This is a genomic window from Metabacillus litoralis, from assembly GCF_020524045.1.
GTDB lineage: Bacteria > Bacillota > Bacilli > Bacillales > Bacillaceae > Metabacillus > Metabacillus litoralis_C.
Map to the genome: position 1 here is coordinate 302,859 of NZ_JAIVKL010000001.1, position 16,966 is coordinate 319,824.

At 35.0% G+C, this 16,966-nt stretch carries 15 protein-coding genes; all 15 read right to left on the reverse strand.

Translation table 11 applies throughout. The features are described 5' to 3' along the window. Nucleotides 1–147: 147 nt before the first annotated feature. Nucleotides 148–1,026, reverse strand: a complete 879-nt coding sequence (gene dapA, locus LC076_RS01440; RefSeq protein WP_226665612.1) for a 4-hydroxy-tetrahydrodipicolinate synthase — start codon at nt 1,024–1,026, stop codon at nt 148–150. 282 nt (nt 1,027–1,308) lie between these two features. After that, on the reverse strand, nt 1,309–2,526 hold the full coding sequence (gene dapG / locus LC076_RS01445; protein WP_226665614.1) for an aspartate kinase: 1,218 nt from the start codon (nt 2,524–2,526) through the stop codon (nt 1,309–1,311). A 71-nt stretch (nt 2,527–2,597) separates the two neighbouring features. Beyond that, nucleotides 2,598–3,641 (reverse strand): aspartate-semialdehyde dehydrogenase, encoded by a 1,044-nt coding sequence (gene asd, locus LC076_RS01450; RefSeq protein ID WP_226665616.1) that lies wholly within the window; start codon nt 3,639–3,641, stop codon nt 2,598–2,600. A 127-nt stretch (nt 3,642–3,768) separates the two neighbouring features. Further along, complete coding sequence (locus LC076_RS01455) at nt 3,769–4,371, reverse strand: dipicolinate synthase subunit B (protein WP_226665618.1); 603 nt, start codon at nt 4,369–4,371, stop codon at nt 3,769–3,771. Further along, the gene (dpaA, locus tag LC076_RS01460; RefSeq protein WP_226665619.1) at nt 4,368–5,270 is read right to left on the reverse strand and encodes a dipicolinic acid synthetase subunit A; all 903 of its coding nucleotides are present in this window, start codon (nt 5,268–5,270) and stop codon (nt 4,368–4,370) included. The genes LC076_RS01455 and dpaA overlap by 4 nt, the downstream gene beginning before the upstream one ends. A gap of 588 nt (nt 5,271–5,858) precedes the next feature. Continuing rightward, nucleotides 5,859–6,119, reverse strand: a complete 261-nt coding sequence (locus tag LC076_RS01465) for a YlmC/YmxH family sporulation protein (RefSeq protein ID WP_226665621.1) — start codon at nt 6,117–6,119, stop codon at nt 5,859–5,861. 234 nt (nt 6,120–6,353) lie between these two features. Beyond that, entirely contained in the window at nt 6,354–7,592 is a 1,239-nt protein-coding gene (locus LC076_RS01470; protein ID WP_226665623.1) for a M16 family metallopeptidase, read from the reverse strand. A gap of 29 nt (nt 7,593–7,621) precedes the next feature. Beyond that, entirely contained in the window at nt 7,622–8,602 is a 981-nt protein-coding gene (locus LC076_RS01475; RefSeq protein WP_413465924.1) for a polysaccharide deacetylase family protein, read from the reverse strand. A gap of 670 nt (nt 8,603–9,272) precedes the next feature. Beyond that, on the reverse strand, nt 9,273–11,399 hold the full coding sequence (gene pnp / locus LC076_RS01480) for a polyribonucleotide nucleotidyltransferase (RefSeq protein WP_226665625.1): 2,127 nt from the start codon (nt 11,397–11,399) through the stop codon (nt 9,273–9,275). A gap of 156 nt (nt 11,400–11,555) precedes the next feature. After that, entirely contained in the window at nt 11,556–11,825 is a 270-nt protein-coding gene (rpsO, locus tag LC076_RS01485) for a 30S ribosomal protein S15 (protein ID WP_146946658.1), read from the reverse strand. A gap of 124 nt (nt 11,826–11,949) precedes the next feature. Then, nucleotides 11,950–12,903 (reverse strand): bifunctional riboflavin kinase/FAD synthetase, encoded by a 954-nt coding sequence (gene ribF, locus LC076_RS01490; RefSeq protein WP_226665627.1) that lies wholly within the window; start codon nt 12,901–12,903, stop codon nt 11,950–11,952. A gap of 33 nt (nt 12,904–12,936) precedes the next feature. Continuing rightward, complete coding sequence (gene truB, locus LC076_RS01495) at nt 12,937–13,851, reverse strand: tRNA pseudouridine(55) synthase TruB (RefSeq protein WP_226665629.1); 915 nt, start codon at nt 13,849–13,851, stop codon at nt 12,937–12,939. A 254-nt stretch (nt 13,852–14,105) separates the two neighbouring features. Continuing rightward, nucleotides 14,106–14,462, reverse strand: coding sequence for a 30S ribosome-binding factor RbfA (gene rbfA, locus LC076_RS01500; protein WP_226665631.1), 357 nt, complete (start codon nt 14,460–14,462; stop codon nt 14,106–14,108). Between the two features lie 18 nt (nt 14,463–14,480). Beyond that, nucleotides 14,481–14,759, reverse strand: coding sequence for a DUF503 domain-containing protein (locus LC076_RS01505; protein WP_226665633.1), 279 nt, complete (start codon nt 14,757–14,759; stop codon nt 14,481–14,483). After that, complete coding sequence (gene infB, locus LC076_RS01510) at nt 14,756–16,954, reverse strand: translation initiation factor IF-2 (RefSeq protein WP_226665634.1); 2,199 nt, start codon at nt 16,952–16,954, stop codon at nt 14,756–14,758. Before infB ends, LC076_RS01505 begins: the two co-directional genes overlap by 4 nt. Between the last annotated feature and the right edge of the window lie 12 nt (nt 16,955–16,966).

The window sequence follows — 16,966 nt, forward strand, 5'->3', positions numbered from 1 at the left end:
ATTTTCACCGTATAATATTTTTGTGAATCGTCGTTAGCAAATAGAGAAGATTTGCGACAACAAAAGAGCAACACTTATCAACTAATCACTCGTTAAAAAAGTTTAACGATGACAATTTTTAAGTGTTGCTCATATTTGTTAATAATTTCATCTTAAATTATGATTAATCACTTCCATTAAATCTTTACGTTCCTCACTTGTTAAAGGTAATAATGGTAAGCGAACAGAGCCAACATCAAATCCTCTAACTTGTAAGGCTGTTTTGACAGGACCTGGATTAGGTACTGCAAACAATTGTTTCATAATTGGTAGAAGTGTACGGTGTTGTTCAGAAGCTGATGCATGCTCTCCCTCAATAAAAGATGTAATCATTGCTTGCATCTCTTTACCAATAATATGGGATGCCACAGAAACGACACCTACACCACCTATTGATAGAACTGGTATTGTTAAGCCATCATCACCAGAATATAGCTCAAAACCATCACTAGTTTTCGCAATAATTTCTGCCATGGCATCTAGATTGCCACTTGCTTCCTTTATTGCAACGATATTTGAAATTGCTGAAAGACGAACAATCGTATCTACTGACATATTAACAACACTTCGTCCTGGGATATTATATAACATGATTGGTAACTTTGTTGATTCTGCTATCACTTTAAAATGTTGATACATACCTTCTTGACTAGGTTTATTATAATAAGGTGTGACAAGCATAATCGCATCAACACCCGCTTCTTCTGCTTGCTTAGTCAATTTAATAGAAGCAGCGGTATTATTACTCCCTGTTCCAGCAATAACCGGAATTCTGCCATTCACTTCTTTAACTGTATGCTTAATTAATGCTAATTTCTCTTCTGTGCTTAATGTAGGCGATTCACCTGTTGTTCCTGCTACTACTAATGATTCGGTACCATGATTAATTAAATAATCAATTAATGTAGATGTTTTTTGAAAGTCAATATTTCCGTTTTTATCAAACGGAGTTACCATAGCTGTCGAAAGTTTACCAAAATGACTCATTACCTTCACTCCTTTTGTTGCAATCTAACTATATCATGCTAAAACATAAGTAATTTACTTTATTTTAGGGCTATATTGTTTTGGTGTAATTGATTATTATACCATGCACATGCTACCGCTATAAGCAGTGCTCAGAAATTACTTTAGTTATTTATGAGAAATGGCCAGTCTTTTTGAATTAATTCCTAGCCTAGTATAGCTATAGCAATCACCTTAACAAAAATTTATAAACAATAACATAGTCCTACGAACAAAATGAAACATAAAAATGCAAGTTTATATCTATTTTGATAGATTAAACGCCTCATGTAAAGCATTAACTGATTTTATCATATCTTCTTCTTTAACAAGAACCCAAATTGTTGTATGGCTATCGGCTGATTGAAGAATTTGTATTCCCTGTTCAGATAATGCAGTAACTATTTTTGCTGTAACACCAGGTACACCCATAATCCCTGCTCCAACTGTAGATACTTTTGCACAATGTCTATTTACTGTTGGATTATATCCAAGACCCTTTAGAATGTTGACAGCACGTTCTGTCTCTTTATCCATCACAGTATAGATTACTGCTTTAGGAGTGATATTAAAGAAATCCACACTAATGCCTTCTTTAGCCATTGCCTTAAAAACTTCAGTCTGCACATCATAGTGTCCTTCTTTTGCAACTACTTTTATTTGCGTTACATTAGACACATGGGCAATACCAGTAATAAGCCTCTCAAATACATCACTACCTCTTTTAGTTGATGAATTAGAAGTGACAAGAGTACCTTGTGACTTTGAATAAGTGGATCGAACACGAATTGGCACTTCTGCTTGCATAGCAATTTCGACTGCTCTTGGATGAATTACCTTTGCTCCCTGGTACGCAAGATTAACAATTTCAGTATATGTTACTTTTGAGAGAGGCTTTGCATTTTCCACAATACGGGGATCTGCTGTCATGACACCTTCAACATCTGTAAAAATATCAACATACTCGGCACCTAATGCTGCACCTAAAGCAGCAGCAGAAGTATCACTGCCACCTCTTCCAATCGTTGTTGTATCTTGGTTGCTCTCGGAAGCTCCTTGGAATCCTGCTACTACGACAACATCATGTGATGCAAGCGTTTCAACTAAGCGCTCACAGCTCATCTCCAAAATTTTAGCATTTGTATGCTCTTCATTCGTTACAAATCCAGCTTGTGATCCTGTTAAAGAAGTAGCTTTTATGCTGTGTTGATTTAACATGCTTGAAAAAACAATCGAAGAGATTACCTCTCCACATGATAGAAGCATATCTTGTTCGCGATTAGATATATTTTCGACTCCATCATAAAGAAGATCAATCAATGTATCTGTTGCATATGGATCACCTTTACGTCCCATTGCTGAAACAACAACAACAACCTTGTAGCCATCGCTAAGCGCTTCTTGGATATGATCTAATGCCATCTTGCGTCCACGATCATCTCTTACAGAAGTTCCACCAAATTTTTGAATAATAATTTTCAAATTGAAACACCTCTACTATAGACGTGAGAGAAGAGAGCAGGAATGACCCGATGCTCTCTTCCGGATAAGGATTAAACTAATTGTAACTTCACTAAGCTTTCTGCAATTTGTACTGAATTCCATGCTGCACCTTTTAAAAGGTTATCAGAAACAATCCACATGTGGAAGCCATTATCACGATCAAGATCTTTACGAATTCTACCTACAAATACATCATTCTTTCCAACACAGTCTGCTGGCATTGGATATATTTGTTGAGATGGATCATCTTGTAATGTAATTCCGTCAGATTCTTTTAACAGTTCTTTCACTTGATCAGCAGAAACATTTAATTCATCAACTTCTACATATACAGATTCTGAATGTCCTGTTTCTACTGGTAAACGAACACATGTAGCTGCCACATGTAAATCAGACATATTCATGATTTTCTTTGTTTCGTTGATCATTTTCATTTCTTCAAATGTAAATCCATTATCCTGGAATTTATCAATTTGCGGAATAGCATTAAATGCAATTTGATAGTGTTTTTCATCACCTTTTACAGGCAAAATTTCGGGTGAGAAAGATTCCCCATTTAAAATAGATTGAGATTGTTCTTTTAATTCGTTAATCGCTGCTGCGCCAGCTCCAGATACAGCTTGATAAGTTGAAACAATGACTTTATTTAGACCGAACTGTTTACGGAGTGGTTCAAGCGCCACAACCATTTGAATCGTTGAACAGTTAGGGTTCGCAATAATACCTTTATGATCCTTTAACGCATCTTCGTTTACTTCAGGAACAACTAATGGAACATTCTCATCCATACGGTATGCACTAGTATTGTCAACAACAATAGCCCCACGTTTTACAGCTTCTGGTGCCAGTTCTTTTGAAACACTTCCACCCGCACTAAATAATGCAATTTGAACACCTTCAAAGCTATCAGGAGTTGCTGTCTGAACTGTATATTCTACATCTCTAAACGTCACTTTCTTACCAGCTGAACGTTCAGAAGAAAGCAATGTTAATTTTGAAATAGGAAAATTACGTTTTTCTAAAGTATTGAGCATTTGTTGCCCTACTGCTCCTGTTGCTCCGACTACTGCTACATGATAACCTCTTGCTTCCATTAAACTCTATCTCCTTCCAGCTATATTTAACAAGCAAAATATAGCTTCAAATCTTTTACGTATTATTCTAACACATTAATTGTCGTATTGATTGAAAAATTTATTATAATTTGTTTGAATTGTTACTTTATTTCTCTAAATCTTTATATTTCTCAACAACTACTGGTTGAAATTGTTTACCTGCCAATGCTGCTAAAACTGTATCAAGCAACGATTCCATTCTAGCAACCATCGAATTAGGTTTCTTTTCAGGTGCATCTTGACCAAAAGGAATGAAATAAATATCTTTCGTTGCCATTAATCTCATTAAATTCACGCCATTTAAGCCTAACGCATCATTTGTTGAAATTCCTAATACAACCGGACGATGAGTTCTTAAAGTAGCTTTTGCAGCCATTAATACTGGAGAATCTGTTAGGGCATTAGCAAATTTACTCATTGAATTCCCAGTTAATGGAGCAATAACCATACAGTCAAGGGGACGTTTCGGACCAAGAGGTTCTGCTGCAACTATTGAATCTACAACTTTGTTACCAGTTAGCTCTTCAATTTTTTCAACCCACTCCCCAGCTTTCCCAAAACGTGTTGTTGTATTTTTCATTGTATGTGAAACGACTGGTACGACCTCTGCGCCTTCATCTAGTAAAGATTTAATTTGCGGATATACTTCTTCATACGTACAATGAGAGCCTGTGATTCCAAACCCTATTCTTTTACCTGTAAGTTTCATGAAGATAACCCCTTTCTATTCTTTTGAACCTCTTCAAGAAGCTGAGTTAATACGTTGGCAACGATTTGACCAGCTGATTTTGGTGCTACTATACCAGGTAAGCCTGGAGCCAATAATGCCTTAATACCTCTTTTTTCAGCATAACGAAAATCAGTTCCACCTGGCTTAGATGCTAAATCTACTATTAATGTGTGTGCAGGCATATTGGAAATGACACTTGATGTAACAACCATATGTGGAATGGTATTTATGCAAACATCAATTTCTGAAACATTATCTTCAATCTGATCTAGATGGAAAGGAGTAAGATTCATTTCAGTAATTCTAGCTAAGTGTGATGTATCTCTTGCACCAACCAATACATTAGCTCCTAATGCAGCAAAAGTTCTAGCAACGCTCATGCCAACTCTTCCAAGGCCTAAAACCGCAATTTTTGAACCATGTATCGTAATGTCAGTGTGCTGAATCACCATCATAATTGTTCCTTCAACAGTAGGAATTGAATTGTAAATTGCTACATCATCTCGTTCGAATAATTGAATTAGTTTTCTACTGGTATTTTTAACAAGATCATTTAAGTAATCATTTGAAATACCAGAGTAGATCACACAATGTTCAGGTGTTTTTTTAAGTAATTCTTCTGTTAATTTAATTTCAACATTGGAAAACACAGTATCTACTACCCCTTCTTTATCCGTTCCAGGGATTGGTAGAATAATTGAATCTATTTTTTCAAATTGAACATCTTCAATTTTGACTTTTGTTGCACCTGTGAACCCATGGTCTAATTGATCAAAACCTATAAGAAAAAGTTTTGCCTCTAATTCTGTTAATTTCCGGATAACTTCTAGCTGACGTGCATCACCACCAATTACAGCTATTTTCAATCCTGTTAACATAATAAAAATTCACCTTCTTTTTTGGCAATGGTATCTATTTAGATTTTTTAAGCTATCAGGATAACTTACTTCAACATTCTATGTAAATAAACTGTTATGGGTGAATAAACTGAGTGAATTTCAAGATTAGTTATTTTTCTGGGGTAATTTTAGATAGAGGAATTTTAAAAGTGTCAAATTTAAATGGATTTTATTTATAACTGTTTTATTTTTTCACTTTTAAAAAAGAGGCTTGGACATAATTAAAGAAGACATACAAAAAGACGAATAAATTTAAATTAGTTAAGCTGAAAGAAACATGTTCGTTCCATTGCACTGCAGACACTCGCGTTCACCCGGGAGGAAGCTGAGCCTCCTCAGCATGCCTGCGGGGTCTCAGCCTTTCCTCAATTCTAAGTAGGTGCCCGAGTGTCTTCCGCTCCATTCCACTAAGTTCTTAAAAAATAGTATTTAAACCTAAAAAACTATTGAAGACGGCAAATAAAAACCCGAACTATTAGGCGAATGATTAATTGAAGTATCACCTTATAATTCGGGTTTATCATTAGTTTAAATACTTATGTCCCAGCCTCTTTCTATACATAATAATTATGAATCAAGTTTTTCAATTTGTTCATCTGGAATATCTAGAATAATCATATCTGTTCCGATTTTTTTTATATGTTGCCAAGGAACGTTAATTTCATCTCCTTGCTTTCTCAAGCCAAACCATTTTAATGAAGGAATAATAAGGGTTGTTATTTGACCAGTTTGTTCATTGATTTCAAGATCAGTTTGACCTAAAACACCTAAACGTTCAGCTCGCTTTACATCGACGATTTCCTTCCCACTTAATTCGCTTAATCTCATGTCCATTCCCCCTTTCTACTATCATATAATCACAAGACATAAAAAAATACCTACATTTTTAAGTTGTAGGTATTTTTAAAAATTAGGTAACTTTTTTGAAAAAAGTGGGAATATCAAATTAAGTCGCGGATGTAAGCTACAAGCTCTTCAAAATATATATTTTAACCGAAGAACAAAGAAGCTAGTTGTAAACAACCTTAAGACTAGAGCACACCCTAAATTTCAAAACTACTTTTATTGAAGTTTTCCTGGCAGCTTACCATCTGGACTAATCAACGAAACAGAATATGTATCAGTAAATAACTGATTAGCTAATGTATTTACACTTTCTTCACTTACTTCATTTACTTTTTCAATAATTGAGTCTAATGAACGATGACGTCCTAGCACAAGTTCATTTTTACCATTTCGACTCATACGACTGTTTGTGCTTTCAAGACTAAGCATCAAGCTACCTTTCATCTGCTCTTTACTATTAGCCAATTCTTTCGATGTAATACCTTCACCCTTTAAGGTAGCTAAAGTTTCTTCAATTGTTTCAAACAATTGATTTAGTTGATTGCTTCCTGTGCCACCGTATATGGTAAGTAATCCGTTGTCTGCATAGGAAGAATGATAGGAAAACACAGAATAAGCAAGTCCTTTTTGCTCACGGACATCTTGGAATAAGCGACTACTCATACTACCACCCAAAATATTATTAAGTACAATTAAGCTATAAATATTTTTATGACCTACCTCTAAGCCATTAAATCCTAAACAAAGATGAGCTTGCTCTGTATCTTTTTGTCTAGAAATTTTTTGATCCATAAAACCAGGCTTTTCAAAAGATCGTTTCGTAAATCCAGTCTCATAAGAACCAAATAGCTTTTCAACATTTTTAATAAAATCTTCTGATACATTACCTGCAACAGAAATGACGACATTATCAGGTGTATAATGAGAATTCATATACTCTCTTAATGTATCGCCATTAAAAGACTGTAATATCTCTTCCGTACCTAATATTGGATATCCCAGAGGGTGATTCCCATAAGTAGCACGACTCAAAATATCATGAACAATATCATCTGGTGTGTCTTCATACATCTTGATTTCCTCATAAACAACATTTTTTTCCTTTTTCAACTCTTCTTCATCAAATGTAGAATTAAAAAACATGTCAGAAAGTACATCCAGGGCATATTGCGCATGGTCATCTAACACTTTTGCATAATAACATGTGTATTCTTTAGATGTAAATGCATTCACTTGACCACCGATACTATCAAATGACTCAGCAATTTCACGAGCTGTTCTTGTTTTTGTACCTTTAAAGAACATATGCTCTAAGAAGTGTGAAATCCCATTGTTTTCTTCATTTTCGTTTCTTGATCCTGTACCAATCCACACTCCAATAGCAACTGAGCGAACAGTAGGTATGTTTTCTAATACAATTCTTACTCCATTTTGGCAAGTATATTTCTTGATCAAATTAGCTCCTCCTTCATAGATGCTTTGTCTTATTCATCGCTCTTTACCTCATTAGTTGCTAATCTTTCCTCATCTACCATCATTGAAATAGATCCAAAAGAATACCCCTTTTTTCTTATTGATAATATGAGTGTTTCAAGGCTTTCTGATGTAGGTGATGTCGGATGCATTAAGATTAACGCTCCATTATGAACTTTAGTTGTTACTCTTTCTACTAGAACATGAGGCTCTGGGCGCTGCCAATCAATTGTGTCAACAGTCCACATGACAGTATTCATATCCATCTCTTTCGCAATCTTTACAACTTCGTCTCTATGGCTTCCACTTGGTGGAGCAAACCATGTTGGTGTCACATCTGTAACCGATTTAATCACATCCGTTGTTTTTGAAAGTTGTTCCTTGATGTTTACAGTAGAAAGCTTACTCATATCTGGATGTGAATATGAATGATTTCCAACTTCATGACCTGCATCAACAATCATTCTTGCCATTTCAGGATTTTCTTTCGTCCATCTACCTTCTAAAAAGAAAGTTGCTTTCACATGATATTTATTCAATGTTTCAAGCATATCAGGAATATATTCATTTCCCCAGGCAACATTGATCAAAAAAGAAACCATTGGTTTATCTGGATGCCCTCGATACATAGGTTGTGCTGGCAAATCTTCTAAATGAATTGATGGCGATATTTGACGAAAAACAAGTAGATTTTCATTAAATTCTCCCTTATCCTTCATCTTCTTATAAGACTCTTCAACATCTACCTCTAGTCCATTGTAGCCTGGTGTCGCCTTCCAAACTTTATGTATTTCCGCATTTTGAGCAGGGATATGATAGTCTTTTGCTTTTTCAACAATCTCTTTATGTAAAGTGTCCTGATGCTTTAATACAGTAAGATCAGCATGTTTCATCTGATCCACATAAGAAGATGTAAATGGATTTTCAAAAAATCCAATGCTAACGATTAAGATTAAAATAAACCCAACGAGATGAATGATTTTCCTTTGCATTAAATATCCCCCTTTTTACTAAAAAATATGTAAAAAGAGGACAAGGTAGAACAAGAAAAGAATTGATAAGCTTAAATAGGTCAAAGGTTTTCAGGTATAAAACAATGTGGATACCCCTGAAATTTGATTGTGATAAATTATATTAACAGGGAAATAATTGAAAACCGTCATTTCTCAAAACTCAGAGAATGCTTGACTGTTGTTTCCTGGAAAGGCATTGGCTTTGCTGTCCTTTTGTCATAATATCAAGATGATCTAAAGAGTCTGGAATAAAAAGCAACAACATATCTCTTTTGTACCATATCATACGAGACTGATACTTTAAAGTAAATCTGCTTTTGCAATAATTATGATACTCATATTTTTATAAAACACTTTCAACTTTATTCAAGATTTTTATTTAAAAGGCTCTGTTATACTTTTTTGTTTATTTCCGTTCCAGCCACGCTTTCCCAGGAAAATACCTTTTTTTCCTAGGGAAGAATAAGAACAATTCTTCATAGGTCCGGAAGCTTTCAAGGCGAGCGCCTGTGGGTATCTCTTGACACGCTTCTCTAGCAGGATTCTCATATATTCATTTCTAAGCAACGAAGTCTAAAAATCATCATTAAGGTAACCTAACCATTTAAAATAATTGAAAAAGAAGCCCGGTACAAGCCGGACTTCTTTTTTAGCCTTTTTGTTCTGTTTTTTCTTGTTGTTCTTTTTGCTCTTTAATTACGGCTTTTCTAGATAAGTTAACTCTTCCTTGTTTATCTATTTCAGTTACTTTAACAAGAAGTTCATCACCAATAGACACAACATCTTCTACTTTCCCTACTCGCTCTTCAGCTAACTCAGAAATATGAACTAAGCCATCTTTTCCATTAAAGATTTCAACAAAAGCTCCAAATTTCTCTACACGTTTAACTTTACCTAAGTACATTTGTCCAACAACAACTTCACGAATAATGTCTTCAATAATTTTCTTCGCTTTTTGATTCATTTCTTCGTTAACTGATGAGATAAAGACAGTACCATCTTGCTCAATGTCAATTTTCACACCAGTTTCTTCGATAATTTTATTAATCTGTTTTCCGCTCGGTCCAATAACATCCCTAATCTTATCAGGATTTATTGCCATAGTTAAAATCTTCGGAGCATAAGCAGAAAGCTCACCTTTAGGCATTGGAATTGTATCAAGCATTGATTTTAGAATTTCCATTCTACCCTTTTTAGCTTGTTGTAGCGCTTCTTCAAGGATTTCGCGTGAAAGTCCCTCGATCTTAATATCCATTTGTAAAGCTGTAACACCTTTTTCAGTACCTGCAACTTTGAAATCCATGTCTCCTAAAGCATCTTCCATACCTTGAATATCAGTTAAAACTGAATAATGCTCTCCTGATTTAACAAGTCCCATCGCTATACCAGCGACCGGTGCTTTAATTGGTACACCTGCATCCATCATAGCTAGTGTACTAGCACATATACTTGCTTGTGATGTAGATCCATTTGATTCAAGCACCTCTGATACGAGACGAATTGTATACGGGAAGTCCTTTTCAGATGGAATAATAGGTTCTAGAGCTCTTTCTCCTAAAGCACCATGTCCGATCTCTCGACGACCTGGTCCTCTCATTGGACCTGTTTCTCCTACACTAAATTGAGGGAAATTATAGTGATGCATGAAACGCTTCGATTCCTCGATCCCTAGACCATCTAAAATCTGAACATCGCCTAAAGCACCTAATGTACAGATACTTAAAGCTTGTGTTTGTCCACGTGTGAACAATCCTGATCCATGTGTTCTAGATAATAAACCAATTTCAGAATATAGTGGACGAATTTCATCTACTCCACGGCCATCAGGTCTTACTTTCTCTTCTGTAATTAAACGGCGAACCTCACCTTTTACAATTTTAGAAAGAATTTGTTTTACTTGTTTTAATGTACTATCATCTACTTCTTTATTTTCATACTCTGCAACTACAGCATTTCTTACATCTTTAATGGCAGCTTCTCTCGCATGCTTTTCTTGAACTTGAATGGCATTTAGTAAATCTTTTTCTGCCATTTCACGAATTTCTTTTTCTAAGTCTGCATTTAACTCAAATAGCTCAATTTGTGTTTTTTCTTTTCCAACTGCAGCTACGATTTCTTCTTGAAATTCAATTAATCGCTTAATTTCATTGTGACCAAACATAATTGCTTCTAACATTGTTTCTTCTGGTACTTCTTCAGCTCCAGCTTCAACCATGTTTATCGCATCTTTAGTACCGGCAACAACTAAGTGAATGTCACTTTGTTCAGCTTGTTCAACAGTTGGATTGATAACAAATTCATTATTAATCCTACCAACAGTTACTCCAGCAATTGGACCTTCGAAAGGAATGTCGGATACACATAATGATAACGATGATCCAAACATTGCGGCCATTTCTGAAGAACAGTTTTGATCAACACTCATAACAATGCTTATAACTTGAACTTCATTTCGGAAACCATCTGCAAATAGTGGACGGATTGGACGATCTATTAATCGACTTGCCAATATTGCTTTTTCACTTGGTCGACCTTCCCTCTTAATAAACCCACCTGGGATTTTTCCAACTGCGTATAAACGCTCTTCATAATTAACTGTTAGTGGAAAGAAATCTAGAGGCTTTGGTTCCTTTGAAGCAGTAGCGGTACTTAAAACGGCTGTATCACCATAACGTATTAAAACAGCTCCGTTGGCTTGCTTAGCTAGTTGACCGATTTCTACCGTAAGATTGCGGCCAGCCCAGTCTATGGAAAACTTTTGCTTTTCTTGTGCCATATATGTAAAACTCCTTCGCTAATTTGATTGCTTTATGTACTAGTATTGACCATTTAAATTGAACATATCAATTTCATTTTTATATGTAAATAGATTTTTAAAATATTCAAATTTAAATACACTAAAAAAGCGGGAAAGATCCCGCTTCTAAAGTAATTAACGACGTAAACCAAGCTTGTTGATTAACTCACGATAGCGAGTTACGTCTTTATTACGTAGGTACGTTAATAAGTTACGACGTTTACCTACCATTTTTAAAAGACCGCGACGTGAATGGTGGTCCTTTTTGTGAACACGTAAATGATCATTTAAGCTATTGATGTCCTCTGTAAGGATAGCAATTTGAACTTCTGGTGATCCAGTATCTGACTCATGTGTTTTATACTGAGCGATTAGTTCATTTTTACGTTCTTGAGTGATAGCCATCCTTTTCACCTCCTTAATTTTACAAAACCCCAGTTACCGAGCAAACGTTGGTGAATCGATTTGCCAAGCAATGGTTTTAAGTTACATTTATTAGAATACTATTTTTCATGATATAATGCAAGAACTAAACAAGTTTTTTTTCGAAGAATTGTATTGTTGCTTCTTTATCTAAACTTATTTGCTGTATTAGTTCATCTACATTATTGAACTTTTGTTCACTTCTTATACGTTTAAACCAAAAAACAGTCACTTTTTCTCCGTATATTTCATCACTAAAATCAAAAATATGAACTTCAACACTTGGTTTTACAGACTTTTCGTCATGAAAAGTAGGTTTATAACCTATATTACACACACCTTCATATACTTGATTTTTCACTTTCAACGTTACAGCGTATACCCCAGTAGGAGGAATGATATAGTCATTAATCACTTCAACATTCGCTGTTGGAAAACCGATTGTTCTGCCACGTTTATCTCCATGAATAACTGTACCAATTGTAGAGTGTGGTCTTCCTAGCAGTGTTTGCGCATAAGAAACATCACCACTTCTAATGACTTCACGAATTAGAGTAGAACTAATCTTTCGGTCATGATCGGTTTGCTTTTCAACAGTTGTATAAGAAAATTGTTCTCTTGAATGAAATGGGATGGTTTCCATTGTACCTTTTCCTAAATGTCCATATGTAAAATCAAAACCAGCAACAACATGCTTAACATTTAAGTTAATAATAAAATCATCTACAAATTGTTGAGGTAATAAAGCAGCAAATTCCTTTGTGAATTCCACAACGAATAATATGTCTACATTTAAATCTTCTATAATTTGGATTTTATCTTCTAGCGGTGTGATATAGTCTATAGCCTTTTGTTTACGAAGAACAACTAGAGGGTGTGGATTAAATGTCATAACTGCACTTTTCACACCGAGTTCATCAGCTATTTCTTTTGCTTTTAAGATAACTTTTTGATGACCTTTATGAACACCATCAAAATATCCAAGTGCAAGCACCATTTTTTCAAAATCAACTTTATTAAAGCTATGTGGATAAGACAGTTTAATTAGTTTCACAGTCATTTCACCTTTTTCTCACTTATAACACCATACTTTTTATATGATTAATACTTTTGTTGGTTTCATTAAATGTTGTTTAGTAGGATGTTTAGCATAGATCGCAATACAGTGGCTATTTTCATTGAAAATAGCTATTGGAGCTCCAACTTCAAGCTTTGCTAACTCAGGTGGTAACTCAAGTACTGCACCATTTTTTACTTTCTCTGCTAGGTTATCATGGATTATTAGATTCGGCAAACCTTTTAATGCCTCTCCAATTGATATTAAAGTATCCTGAAATGTATTTTGTTCAATGGCAGCCTCAACTTCCTCAAACGTCATACAATCTTTCAGATCAAAATCACCTGATTTAGTTCGAATAAGATGTGACATATGGGCTGGGTAACCTAATTTTTCTCCGATCATAACAGCTAATGTTCTCACATACGTTCCCTTTGAACAGGTTACACGAAAACGAAATGAAGCTTTATTGTTTTCATTTTTGATATCTCCTAATAGAAGGAATTCATCAATAGTAATTGTTCGTGAAGGCCTGTCAATTTCTATGCCTGCTCTTGCGTACTCATAAAGTTTTTTTCCATTAATTTTAACTGCTGAGTACATAGGAGGTGTCTGTTCTAAAGATCCAACCATTGAAAAAAGCACATTCTCTACATCAGTACTTGTTATTGGATTGATGACAGATTTACTTTCAACAACATCTCCTGATGCATCTTCAGTAGTTGTTGAAAAGCCAATTGTTACTTCAGCTTCATAAGTCTTTGAAGTTGCTGTTAAATATTCTACTATTTTTGTTGCTCTACCTAGGCAGATTGGTAATACTCCTGTAACATCAGGATCAAGCGTACCTGTATGACCTACTTTTTTCGTTTTGGCTAACCTTCTCATTTTAGCTACACAATCATGTGACGTCATTCCAGCTGGTTTATTTAATAATAAGACCCCTTCCATAAATGAGCCTCCTTAAGTATTAAATTTTAGTTTCTGATAACAAAATTGATCATTTCTTTTACATCTAAATCGTTATTTGATATCCGCCGATCTTCTACTCTCCTGATTTCTAAAAAACAAATCAAAAAAGACCATTACTTTCTCATATATACGAAAGTTGAATAAGCTGTAACTATACACCAAACGACAGTTTGGTGTGTATAGTTTCTAACAAGAAAAAAGGATAGACGAAGGTGTCTATCCCTTTAAAGGAGTTATTCCTCCTGTTTATTTTGAGCATTTAACTCATGAATAAGAGTTTCAATTCGGTTTCCATAATCAACAGATTCATCAAATTCAAAATGGATTTCTGGTGTTTTTCTTAAACGAATTCTTTGGCCTATCTCAGAACGGATGAAACCTTTTGCTTTCGCTAAGCCTTTTAACGTGTTTTCCCTTTGTTCTTCGTCTCCTAAAACAGAAATAAACACTTTTGCTATTTGTAAATCACCAGAAACACTAACATCTGTTACCGTTACAAAACCAATACGTGGGTCTTTGATTTTACGACTGATTATATCGCCTAACTCTTTTTTCATTTGTTCACCGACACGGTTTGCTCTTAAGCTCATGCCAATCACCTCTTCAATTTAAAACCATTCAAATGATGTAATGGTTCTCTCAATTTCAGGAAAGGAATCAAGAAATCTCAATACCTGATTTAATTCTCTTTCTGTTTGCACTTTCGCCGAACTAATAGCAACTATTCCAAACTTTGTTCGTTGCCAAGAATCTTGAAAGTCTATTTCTGAAATAGAAACATTAAACTTTTGCTTGGTTCGTGTCAGAACACGTTGTAAAACGGCTCTTTTTTCTTTTAATGACTGTGAGTCGTATATTATGCATTCACAATCAATATATCCGATCATTTACGTTCGATTTCTTCCATCACATATGCTTCAATAATGTCGCCTTCTTTAACATCATTGTAATTTTTAATTGTGATTCCACATTCGTAATTTCGTGCCACTTCTTTTACATCATCTTTGAAACGTTTTAATGTATCAATTTCACCTTCGAATATTACGATTCCATCACGAATAAGTCTAATTCCACTATCTCGTGTAATCTTTCCTTCTGTAACATAAGAACCTGCAATTGTACCAATTTTAGATACCTTGAATGTTGTACGTACTTCCACCTGTCCAATAATTTTTTCTTGGAATTCAGGATCGAGCATACCTTTCATTGCTGATTCAATTTCCTCAATTACTTTATAGATGATACGATGTAAGCGAATATCAACTTCTTCAACATCAGCAGTTTTCTTAGCACCTGCATCAGGACGAACGTTAAATCCAATTACAATTGCATTTGAAGCTGAAGCTAATATAATATCAGATTCCGTTATTGCACCTACACCTGTATGAATTATTTTAACACGAACACCTTCAACATCAATTTTTTGTAAAGCTGCTGCTAATGCTTCAACAGAACCTTGAACATCTGCTTTTACAATTAAATTGATATCTTTAATGTCCCCTTGTTTAATTTGTTCAAACAAGTCATCTAGACTAAGTTTAGATCCCTCACTACGTTGAGCATCAATTTGTTTTTGTGCTCTTGCTTCCCCTACTTGACGAGCTGATTTTTCATCTTCAAATACCATAAACTGATCTCCAGCTTGCGGTACATCACTTAAACCAGTAACCTCAACTGGTGTAGATGGTGCTGCTTCTTTCACACGGCGTCCAAGATCATTGACCATTGCACGTACACGTCCGAATGTGTTACCAACAACAATTGGATCACCTACGCGTAACGTACCGTTTTGAACAAGCAATGTTGCAACAGATCCACGGCCTTTATCTAATTGAGCCTCTATTACTGTTCCTGTAGCACGACGGTTTGGATTAGCTTTAAGCTCTTCTACTTCAGTTACTAACAAGATCATCTCAAGAATATCTTCTATACCTTCTCCAGTTAATGCAGAGACAGGTACAAAAATAGTATCCCCACCCCAAGCTTCAGGAACTAAACCATGTTCTGTCAATTCTTGCATAACACGGTCTGGGTTTGCAGCCGGTTTATCTACCTTATTAACAGCAACGATAATTGGTACTTCGGCAGCCTTTGCATGATTAATTGCTTCTATTGTTTGAGGCATTACACCATCATCAGCAGCAACAACTAAGATTGTTATATCAGTTACTTTTGCTCCACGTGCACGCATTGTTGTGAAGGCAGCATGTCCTGGTGTATCAAGGAATGTGATTTTTTGATCATTTGCAACAATTTGGTAAGCACCAATATGCTGTGTAATCCCTCCTGCTTCTCCAGCAGTAACTTTTGTATTACGAATTGAATCAAGAAGTGTTGTTTTACCATGGTCAACGTGACCCATAATTGTAACTATAGCAGGACGTATTTCTAAGTCCGCTTCTTGATCTTCTTCTTCATATTTTTCAAATTCAGTTTTTTCGAAAATAATTTCTTCTTCAACTTCAACACCATATTCACCAGCAATTAACTCAATAGAATCTTTATCAAGTTCTTGGTTAATAGTGGCCATCGTGCCTAAAAGAAGTAGCTTTTTGATAATTTCTGATGGCTCTTTTCCTAGCTCTGATGCCAATTCTCCAACAGTTAAGCTGCCTGAGAACGTAATTTTGCTTGGTAGTTCTTTTTTAGGTTTAGGTGGTGCAGGTTGTTGAAAGTTGTTTTTACTTTTTTTGTTATTGTTATTTTTTTTGCCTTTGTTTTGGTTGAAAGGCTTATTGTTATTTTGATTTTTATTATTGTTGGAGTTAGTAGAACCTGGCTTTTTGTTGTTAACAGTATTCTCTCCATTTTTTGGCTTTGTATTTACTGAGTTATTATTGTTTTGATTAGAATTATTAGTCACTAGTTTCCCCGGTTTCTTTGTTGATTCATTATTTGTTTTTGCATTTTTTTCATTATTTGAAGATTTTTTGAATTTCTGATCTAATTTTATAATGATATTATCTTCTATCGTTGACATATGATTACTGACTTCAACATTCATCTCTTGTAACGTAGTGATAATATCTTTGCTTGATACATTTGTTTGTTTTGCATATTCATATACGCGCATTTTTGTCATACGTTCACCCCC

Bases quoted from the DNA above. Each gene is read 5' to 3' on its own strand.
- dapA (WP_226665612.1), bottom strand. From the start codon at position 1,026: ATGAGTCATTTTGGTAAACTTTCGACAGCTATGGTAACTCCGTTTGAT.
- asd (WP_226665616.1), bottom strand. From the start codon at position 3,641: ATGGAAGCAAGAGGTTATCATGTAGCAGTAGTCGGAGCAACAGGAGCA.
- LC076_RS01455 (WP_226665618.1), bottom strand. From the start codon at position 4,371: ATGAAACTTACAGGTAAAAGAATAGGGTTTGGAATCACAGGCTCTCAT.
- dpaA (WP_226665619.1), bottom strand. From the start codon at position 5,270: ATGTTAACAGGATTGAAAATAGCTGTAATTGGTGGTGATGCACGTCAG.
- LC076_RS01465 (WP_226665621.1), bottom strand. From the start codon at position 6,119: ATGAGATTAAGCGAATTAAGTGGGAAGGAAATCGTCGATGTAAAGCGA.
- LC076_RS01475 (WP_413465924.1), bottom strand. From the start codon at position 8,602: ATGCAAAGGAAAATCATTCATCTCGTTGGGTTTATTTTAATCTTAATC.
- pnp (WP_226665625.1), bottom strand. From the start codon at position 11,399: ATGGCACAAGAAAAGCAAAAGTTTTCCATAGACTGGGCTGGCCGCAAT.
- rpsO (WP_146946658.1), bottom strand. From the start codon at position 11,825: ATGGCTATCACTCAAGAACGTAAAAATGAACTAATCGCTCAGTATAAA.
- ribF (WP_226665627.1), bottom strand. From the start codon at position 12,903: ATGACTGTGAAACTAATTAAACTGTCTTATCCACATAGCTTTAATAAA.
- truB (WP_226665629.1), bottom strand. From the start codon at position 13,851: ATGGAAGGGGTCTTATTATTAAATAAACCAGCTGGAATGACGTCACAT.
- rbfA (WP_226665631.1), bottom strand. From the start codon at position 14,462: ATGAGCTTAAGAGCAAACCGTGTCGGTGAACAAATGAAAAAAGAGTTA.
- LC076_RS01505 (WP_226665633.1), bottom strand. From the start codon at position 14,759: ATGATCGGATATATTGATTGTGAATGCATAATATACGACTCACAGTCA.
- infB (WP_226665634.1), bottom strand. From the start codon at position 16,954: ATGACAAAAATGCGCGTATATGAATATGCAAAACAAACAAATGTATCA.